Source organism: Nocardia sp. NPDC051570, from assembly GCF_044454005.1.
Classification (GTDB): Bacteria; Actinomycetota; Actinomycetes; order Mycobacteriales; family Mycobacteriaceae; genus Nocardia.
This window is the reverse complement of sequence record NZ_JBITDI010000049.1, coordinates 1-7,657: the sequence shown is the minus strand read 5'-3', so window position 1 is coordinate 7,657 and position 7,657 is coordinate 1. Positions and strand designations below refer to the sequence as shown.

General features: G+C 66.5%; 9 protein-coding genes. 6 read left to right on the top strand and 3 right to left on the bottom strand.

Annotated elements, in window-relative coordinates:
- Positions 1–236: hypothetical protein (locus ACIA76_RS43370; protein ID WP_397161379.1), on the top strand; the 236-nt coding region annotated here is incomplete at its 5' end.
- Between the two features lie 7 nt (positions 237–243).
- Positions 244–696, top strand: coding sequence for a VOC family protein (locus tag ACIA76_RS43365; RefSeq protein ID WP_397161377.1), 453 nt, complete (start codon positions 244–246; stop codon positions 694–696).
- Positions 697–710: 14 nt separating this feature from the next.
- Here the strand turns inward: ACIA76_RS43365 and ACIA76_RS43360 are convergent, their stop codons facing one another.
- Positions 711–872 (bottom strand): LysR family transcriptional regulator, encoded by a 162-nt coding sequence (locus ACIA76_RS43360; protein WP_397161376.1) that lies wholly within the window; start codon positions 870–872, stop codon positions 711–713.
- A complete protein-coding gene (locus ACIA76_RS43355; RefSeq protein WP_397161374.1) occupies positions 869–2,077 on the bottom strand; it encodes an FAD-dependent oxidoreductase in 1,209 nt (402 codons plus the stop codon). The genes ACIA76_RS43360 and ACIA76_RS43355 overlap by 4 nt, the downstream gene beginning before the upstream one ends.
- 151 nt (positions 2,078–2,228) lie before the next feature.
- Between ACIA76_RS43355 and ACIA76_RS43350 the strand changes: the two genes are divergently transcribed.
- A complete protein-coding gene (locus ACIA76_RS43350) occupies positions 2,229–2,834 on the top strand; it encodes a TetR/AcrR family transcriptional regulator (RefSeq protein ID WP_397161372.1) in 606 nt (201 codons plus the stop codon).
- Positions 2,835–2,978: 144 nt separating this feature from the next.
- Here the strand turns inward: ACIA76_RS43350 and ACIA76_RS43345 are convergent, their stop codons facing one another.
- The gene (locus tag ACIA76_RS43345; RefSeq protein WP_397161370.1) at positions 2,979–4,475 is read right to left on the bottom strand and encodes an MFS transporter; all 1,497 of its coding nucleotides are present in this window, start codon (positions 4,473–4,475) and stop codon (positions 2,979–2,981) included.
- Positions 4,476–5,036: 561 nt separating this feature from the next.
- On the opposite strand from ACIA76_RS43345, the gene ACIA76_RS43340 reads away from it, so the two are divergent.
- The 3 genes from ACIA76_RS43340 (at position 5,037) to ACIA76_RS43330 (ending at position 7,447) form a co-directional block, all read left to right on the top strand.
- Positions 5,037–6,134 carry a metallophosphoesterase family protein gene (locus tag ACIA76_RS43340; protein ID WP_397161368.1) on the top strand — a complete coding sequence of 366 codons (1,098 nt, stop codon included), beginning with the start codon at positions 5,037–5,039 and terminating at the stop codon, positions 6,132–6,134.
- Positions 6,135–6,317: 183 nt separating this feature from the next.
- Positions 6,318–6,692 carry a hypothetical protein gene (locus tag ACIA76_RS43335; protein ID WP_397161367.1) on the top strand — a complete coding sequence of 125 codons (375 nt, stop codon included), beginning with the start codon at positions 6,318–6,320 and terminating at the stop codon, positions 6,690–6,692.
- A 329-nt stretch (positions 6,693–7,021) separates the two neighbouring features.
- A complete protein-coding gene (locus ACIA76_RS43330; RefSeq protein WP_397161366.1) occupies positions 7,022–7,447 on the top strand; it encodes a hypothetical protein in 426 nt (141 codons plus the stop codon).
- The last annotated feature ends 210 nt before the right edge of the window (positions 7,448–7,657 follow it).

The following is a 7,657-nucleotide window of genomic DNA, read 5'->3' as shown; positions in this document are numbered from 1 at the left end:
ATGCCGACAGCACCTACCTGCACTACCGCGCCGCCCAACTGACCGGGACCAGCGACGAGGTGCTCAGTCCGGTCCGCGCCGCCGTCAAGGATCTCGGCCACATCCGTTCCGCCGCAGCCGGTGTGGGTGTTCCGGAGCTGCTCCTTGCCACACTCCAGGCAATCTACGACCGTGCCGCGGATACCGGTCTCGCCGACCAGGACCTGGCCGCGATCCGCGCGGTACTCACTGCATAGGACACCCATGACCACCCCCACCGGATTCGACGGAATCCACCATCTGAAGATCTTCGCCACCGACCTGAGCGCCGAGTTGGCTTGGTGGGAGGCCGTTGTCGGTGCCCGACGTGATCCGCGACTGGACCACCACACCCCCGACGGTGACGTGTTCGCCCACATCGTGCACATCGCCGGGGTGGAAGCACCGATGGAACTGCGGTTGAACCCAGACGCCGCCGAGCGCACCGCCACGCTCGATCCCGTGACCTTCGCGGTCGGCACCCGCGACGACCTCGACAGCCTCGCCGACCGCCTCGACACCCTCGGTATCGAGCATTCCCCGGTCCTGCGTGGCCTACTCGGCTGGCTGTTGGTGGCTCGCAGCCCGAGCGGACTGTCGGTCCGGTTCTATACGCGGCAGTCGCACGACTGGGATCCCACGGCGGCCGATTCCGCATCCTCATGGCTCACTACGTAGTTCACCACATCGCATCAGTGGTTCTCGGCCACAGCGCCTTCGCCGTCAACGCTCTCGATCGGCGGCAACGCGGACTGATCGACCAGTTGTCCGACGCCGAGTTCCCGCTCCAGGTTGCGGATCTGCTGGGGCATCGACGGTTGCGCGACGTGCAGCAGCTCCGCCGCCGCCGTCACAGAGCCCGTCTTCGGCTCGCCGACGTCGGTATTCCGCTGCCCTGGCCTGGTAGTTCTGGTGTTCGCGCGCGTGGTCGGGAGGAAGGTGCGGTGCGTCCGGGGACGTCGTGGCAAAAAAACCGTGTGAGCGCGGTGTTCGAGCCCACGGCCAGTTCCCCGGAGCGCGGGAACATCGCCGCCTCGTAGCGCGCGACCGCGTCGTCGAGACTGCTGTGCTGGTGGATGGCGTGCGCGAGTTCCGCGCCGTCGAGCAACGCGAGATTCGTGCCGTGGCCGCCGAAGGGCGCCATCAGGTGGGCCGCGTCGCCGATCAGGGTGGCGCCGGGGACGTGGTCCCAGGTCAGTGGAGCGGGCAGGGCAAAGAAGCTGCGCGGTATGTAGTCGCCGTCGTTGTCGGTGATCAGCGGGCGCATGGCCGCGGACCATTCGCTGAACTCCCGCAACAGGTAGGAGCGGACGGCGTCGGGGTCGGTGAGGTCCACGCCGGCGATGACGTGCCAGTCGAGCGCGGCGCGGAAGGCCACGTAGCCGCGGACCATGCCGTTGCTGTTGCGCTGGACGATCACCGCGCGGCCGTCGCCGTCGGTGGAGAACATGTGGCCGTCACCGACGATCGCGGCGATCTCGGGGTGACGGGTGTCCACATCGTCGAATCGGGCGTCGAGGAAGCAGACACCGAGGTAGTGCGGCACCGCGTCGGTGAGCAGTCGTCGAACCGGCGACCAGGCGCCGTCGGCGCCGATGACGAGATCGGCTTCGATGCTGGCGCCGTTGGCGAAATCCAAGCGGTGGACGCCGCCGCCGAGCGCGGTGAGATGGCGGAGTTTGTGTCCCCACCGGACGGTGTCGGGTTCCAGGTGCTCGTAGAGCATGGTCCGTAATTGGCCGCGGTCGATCTCGGGAGCCGCCTCGTCGCCCGCGGCGGGAATGAACTCGTCGAGGACCGCGCCATGGTGATCCCGGCGGCTCTTGGCTTGGCCCTCGACCCGGGCCAGCGCCCGGAAAGCATCCATCAGCCCGGCGTCCTCCAACGCGATCTGGCCGGAGTCGGCGTGCAGGTCGAGCGTCCCTCCCGGGTCGCGGGAGTCCACGGCGGCGTCCGCGTCGTAGACCACCGGCTCGATGCCGTAGCCCTGCAGGACCCGAGCGCACATCAACCCGGCGGGTCCGCCGCCGACGATGGCGATGCGAGGTGGAGTCGTCATGAGTCAATCCTTCCCACGTGGGCCGCGGCGGCGTGTTCGTCGCCGCGGTGCGGGCCGGACGGCCCAACCCCTCACACCGTAAATGAAACGGTTCAATAAGTCGAACGGTTCTATGTTCGTATCGGTTCACTGCGGCAGCTAAGGTGGAGCCGTGACCGAGACGGGACGCCGTGAGCGCAAGAAGGCCGCCACCCGCCAGGCATTGGCCGACGCCGCGCTGGAGTTGTTCCTGGAGCGGGGCTACGACGCGGTCGGCGTGCGGGAGATCGCTGAGGTCGCCGACGTGTCGGTGGCCACCCTGTTCAAGCACTTTCCCGACGGGAAGGAAACGCTGGTCTTCGACCAGGACGCCGACCGCGAGACCGCGCTGGTCACCGCTGTTCGCGAGCGCTTGGCCGGGCAATCCATCCCACAGGCACTGCGCCAGCTACTACGCGACGAACGCTCCCACCGAGCCCGCACCGATCCTCGCCTGGCCGAGTTCGTGCGCCTGATCGACACCACGCCCGCGCTGCGTGAGTACTTCCGCCGCATGTGGCTGCGCCACGAGAACGCTTTGGCCGCGGCGATCGCCGCCGACACCGGACTGCCCGAGGACGACGCCGGTTGCCACGCGTTGGCCCATTTCGCCCTCGAAGCCGTCGCGCTCGTCCGCGGACGCGACGACGCCGAGCCCGCACTCGACCAGATCTTCACGCTGCTCGACATCGGATGGACGGGCACGATGAGGGAATCCACGCGGCGTGACCGCACCTGACCAGACCACCGGACCATCGACAGCTCCGACATCCGCACATGGCCGCATATCGCGCGGTCGACCGACGAGATGCGGTGCGGCTCAGAACATCCCATATTGCCGATTCCGATACGCCCCTTCAGGGGTGACCCGATACGACCGATGTCACTGCCCGGCGGAATCCTCGGCTCGGCCGTTCATGCGCTGAGGCAGGAAGAACATCAAAGCCCACATCACGGCCAAGGCGCCGCCGACCCACCACAGCACCCCGGTGAAGGCGTCGCGGTTGAGCGTGCTCGTGGGTACGCCGCCGGTGGCGGAGAAGAACACCGGGCCGGTCAGTGCGATACCGAGGGCGTAGCCCAGTTGGAGCGCGGTGTTGAACAGGCCTGAGGCCGAACCGGCGCTCTCGTGTGGAACCTTCGCCAGAGTCAGATCGGCGATCGGTCCGCCGATCATGCCGAAGCCGAACCCGAGCAGCAGAACGGGAACCGTCATCGCGAGCAGGGTCATCTCGGCCTGCCCGCTGCTGATCTGGATCCCGTAGGCCGTGATCGCGGCGAGTGCGATCAGGGCGCCGGTTTGGGGCAGGCGACGCGCGAAGCGTCCAGCGGTCTTCGTCGCGGTCATCGCACCGGCCAGCTCGCCGAGGGCGAGCGTCACGAAGGCCAGCGCTGCCATCAGCGGGCTCATGCCCAGGCCATGCTGGAGGTACAGGCTCCAGGTCATGAAGAACAGCCCGCACAGCAGGGCCAGCGTCAACTGCGCGGACAGACCGCCGGAGAACTGGTTGTTCTCGAGCAGCGACAGCGCCACCAGTGGGGCATCGTTCTTGCGGCGCTGTTGATGGCGAAGGAAGACGCCGAGCACGAGCAGACCGCTGGCGAGCATGGCGAAACACCACAGCGGCCAGCCGTGGGCGTGGCCCTCGGTGAGCGGAAAGACGATCAGCGCCATCGCGATCGCGGACAGCAGCATGCCTGCGAGGTCGAGACGGTCGGCCTTCGCCGCGGTCGACTCGGTGATGAACTTGCGTCCAAGGATGATCACGGCCAGCCCGATGGGCACGTTGATCAAGAAGATCGGCCGCCAGGACAGCCCGAACAGGTCGGCCTCGGTGAGCGCGCCGCCCAGGACCGGACCCGCGACGTTGGCCATCGCCAGGACGGCCCCGTAGAGGCCGAAGGCTCTGCTGCGGTTTTCGCCGTCGAAGGTGACGTGGAGGGTGGCCAGGACCTGCGGGATCATCACGGCGGCGGCACTGCCTTGGACCACCCGGGCGGCGATCAGCATGCCGGGGCCGGCCGCGATGCCGCACAGCAGCGAGGCGAGGGTGAACCCGACGGTGCCGAGGAGGAAGATCCGGCGTCGGCCGTAGAGGTCACCGAGCCTGCCACCGGTGATCAGTCCGAGCGCGAAGGTCAGCGCGTAGCCCGCGGTCAGCCACTGCACCGCGGCCGGTCCGGCGCCGAGCGACTGTTGCAGGGTAGGGATGGCGGTGAGGACGACCGAATCGTCGAGGATGTTCATGAGTTCGCCGGTCAGAACGACCGCGAGGGCGATCCTGGCGGCCGTCGTCATCTTCGACGCCGTGCCGGACGAGGCATGGGCCGAGGGCTCAGGGGTGTGCTCGGGCTCGTTGTCGAGCGCGGAGGAATTCACGGTAGGACTCCTGGTGCGGGAATCGGGGAGCTCGCCGTCAACCACACCAGGGCCGGACAACACCACACCCGAGGCAGTCTGCAGAGCTGCACCCGGGAAATGACGGAAAACAGGATTGGGTGACGCAACTCAGGCCAGCGCGACGTCCGCCCCCCGACACGTTCAGAAATCAGGACGTGGGGGAACGCGGACGGCTACATGGCCTGGGATATAGGTCACCACCTCGAATCCACTACAGAAGCAACAGGAACTCCGCGCCTGCCGCCGAAGCAATCTTCGGTGCAGGGCTCGACCACGATACGACATCCCTGGAGTTCCGCGCACACCATTAACATTGGTTCGCTTGCCATATCGGGTCATGTCCTGCGTGGATGCACCCATTGTGGAATGCGTGGAGTGCCGAGAAACTCCATTCCGTGACCGGCCGCTTCCTCGCCTCCTATCATGTGATGGACGAATCCTTCGGCAGATGTTGGGGTGATCGGTGGCGGGAACGAGGAAGTTCGAGGTTGCCGGGGCGGCCCATCGAGTTGTGGCCGCGGGAGACAACGGATTCGGACAGTGAGTACGCAACCAATGCCGAACCAGCCCCGCCACTTCGGTATCCCCCCGACGACTGCCCTGGGCCAGATCCAGAATCCGTTGGAGATGACGGCCGATCAGCCGTTTCATCCACTGCCCGCGCCGACCGGACCGTACCCGTACCGGCTCGCGCTCGCCGATGTGATCGGCGCGCCCGGGCCGGGGACACTCACCTTCCACTGCGTCGGCGACACCGGCGGGATCAAGGACCCGCACCCGCAGCTCGCCGTCGCCGCGGCCTTGACGGCCGATCTCGCCAATGGACCCCGCCCGGCGTTTCTCTACCATCTCGGCGATGTCGTCTACTTCAATGGCGACGAATCCGAGTACGGGCCACAGTTCTACGAGCCCTACGTGTCCTACAACGTGCCGATCTTCGCCATCCCCGGCAACCACGACGGCGACAATTCCGACGATCCCAGCATTGCTTCGCTGTCGGCGTTCGTGCAGAACTTCTGCTCGGCCACACCGCACGTGGATCCGCGCTTCCACGAGTACAACCGCGACACCATGGACCAGCCGAATGTCTACTGGACCTTGCAGGCGCCGCCCTACCTGACGATCATCGGCCTGTATACCAATGTGCCCAGCGGGGGCGCGGTGCACCGTGATCAGTCTGATTGGCTCGCCAGTGAATTGGCCGCCGCCGATCCGGCGCTGCCGGTCGTGGTCGCCCTGCATCATCCGCCGCTGTCCGGCGACAGCCACCATGGCAGCTGCCCGGCCATGGGTGTCCTGCTCGACCAGGCCTTCCGAACCTCGGGCCGGACAGCGGATTTGGTCCTGAGCGGCCACGTCCACAACTACCAGCGCTTCACCCGGACCATCGGCGACCGCCAGATCCCCTACATCGTCGCCGGTGCGGGTGGTTACCACAATCTGCACGCCATGGCCGCGGGTGCGACGGCAGGCATGACCGCCGGGCCCGGCATCATCCTGAACCAGTTCTGCGACGACAAATGGGGATTCCTGCGACTGTCGGTCGAAAATGGCCGGATCTCAGGGCAATACATCGTGCTGGCCGCCGACGATACCCCCACTGTCGTCGATACCTTCAGTCTGCAGGCCCGGTCGTGAATCTCGTAACGTTGCCGCGGTCTATGCCGGTGGCAGGCCCTGTCCGAGGCGGAGTGGCCAGCGGCGGCTTGCCCGTGATCGAGCGTGAGCTATGTGCGCAGTGGTGACTCTCGCCGCCGGTGAGATCCCGATAACGTCCGTCGCCTCGACGACCTGTTATCGGGGTCTGAAAACCGCTACACCATGGGCGCCGATGCGCATCCTCTTACGGGACGCTGGGTGCCCGACTTCGCTGTGGCGAGTACCGGTGGAACGCAACGTATTGCAGAGCTTGCCCGCGATGGGCAGCCGGTACTTGTTGATCTCACCGAAGGCGGCGTGGTCGCAGCCTCGGTGACCGATATCGCAGACCAGCTCACCATCGCCGCCGGACGGCCGGTCGGTGAGGTGCCCGCCACGGCTGTGCTGGTCCGTCCCGATGGCTACGTGGCCTGGGCGTCGTCGCAACCCCGGCCCGACCCGGACGAACTGCGTACCGTGCTCACGCAGTGGTTCGGGATCCAATCACTCTCCCCGTCCGCGAAGGCAACCGACACCACGTCTAAAGATGTTGTGTAGTAACAGTTTTCGGTGGAATTCCGAGTTGATTTCACGGTGAGACAGAGCGTTCATGGTGTGGCCCGACACGAACCGGAAACAGGGGACACGATGACCACCCGCTACATCGACCCCGACACCGGCGAACTCGCCCTCTGGAACATCCAGCCCGGCGGGGGTAGCAACGCCCGCAGGACGGCGCACCCGGTCCTAGGTTTTTGCTTGCGCTGCCAGGCTTTTCGAGGATGTGCACGTCGGCTTGCCGCGGTTGCTTTCGTCATGATCTTGTGGAAGCCTCGGCGTGGTCCCCGGTCGAAGGGGAAATCTGTTGCCAGTGGGGGTAATTCGTCATGATCGTTTCGAAGAGGTTTGTTTCCGCGGTCGCGGCGGCCGGTGCGCTGAGCGCTGTCGTCGCGTTGGCCGCTCCTCAGGCTGGAGCCGCGGTCACCAGTCTCGATATCGCGTCCGGTCTCAGCTTCGGGAGTTCGGGCTCGTACGGAACCGGCTGCTCCTACGCCGTCACGGTCACCGCGACGCCGGGTGCCACGGTGATCCTTTTGGACGGCGTCGGGTCAAGTCCGACCGAGGTGCCGTTCCATGGTGTCGAGCCGGTGGCCGACGAGTCCGGGAAGGCGACGGCCACCTGGACGCCGACCGAGAAAGGGATGCACTACATCTGGGCGACCGAGCGTCTCTCAGGTACTCCCTCTCTTACCGAAAAGGTGACCGTCGGGACCGGTATCGCTCTCGGTCCCGCGTGCGTCGTATTGCCGTGAACCGAAGGTTTCGGTGACCGCACACGTCGCTGGTCGGAGTCGGGTTGCGGTTCGAATTCCGGTCCAGCAGGACGATGTTGCTGCGACAGCCGAGACCGCGGCCCGATCCCGCGGTTAGTGGTGGCCGATGGGTTGTTGAACGGCCGCGGCGAGCGCGGTGCCGGCGACCTGCAGCCAGACCGGCCAGCTCTTGGGGTCCAGCAGCATTGA

Excerpts from the sequence above, each read along its gene's own strand:
- ACIA76_RS43355 (WP_397161374.1), bottom strand. The coding sequence starts at position 2,077 with ATGACGACTCCACCTCGCATCGCCATCGTCGGCGGCGGACCCGCCGGG.
- ACIA76_RS43365 (WP_397161377.1), top strand. The coding sequence starts at position 244 with ATGACCACCCCCACCGGATTCGACGGAATCCACCATCTGAAGATCTTC.
- ACIA76_RS43335 (WP_397161367.1), top strand. The coding sequence starts at position 6,318 with ATGGGCGCCGATGCGCATCCTCTTACGGGACGCTGGGTGCCCGACTTC.
- ACIA76_RS43330 (WP_397161366.1), top strand. The coding sequence starts at position 7,022 with ATGATCGTTTCGAAGAGGTTTGTTTCCGCGGTCGCGGCGGCCGGTGCG.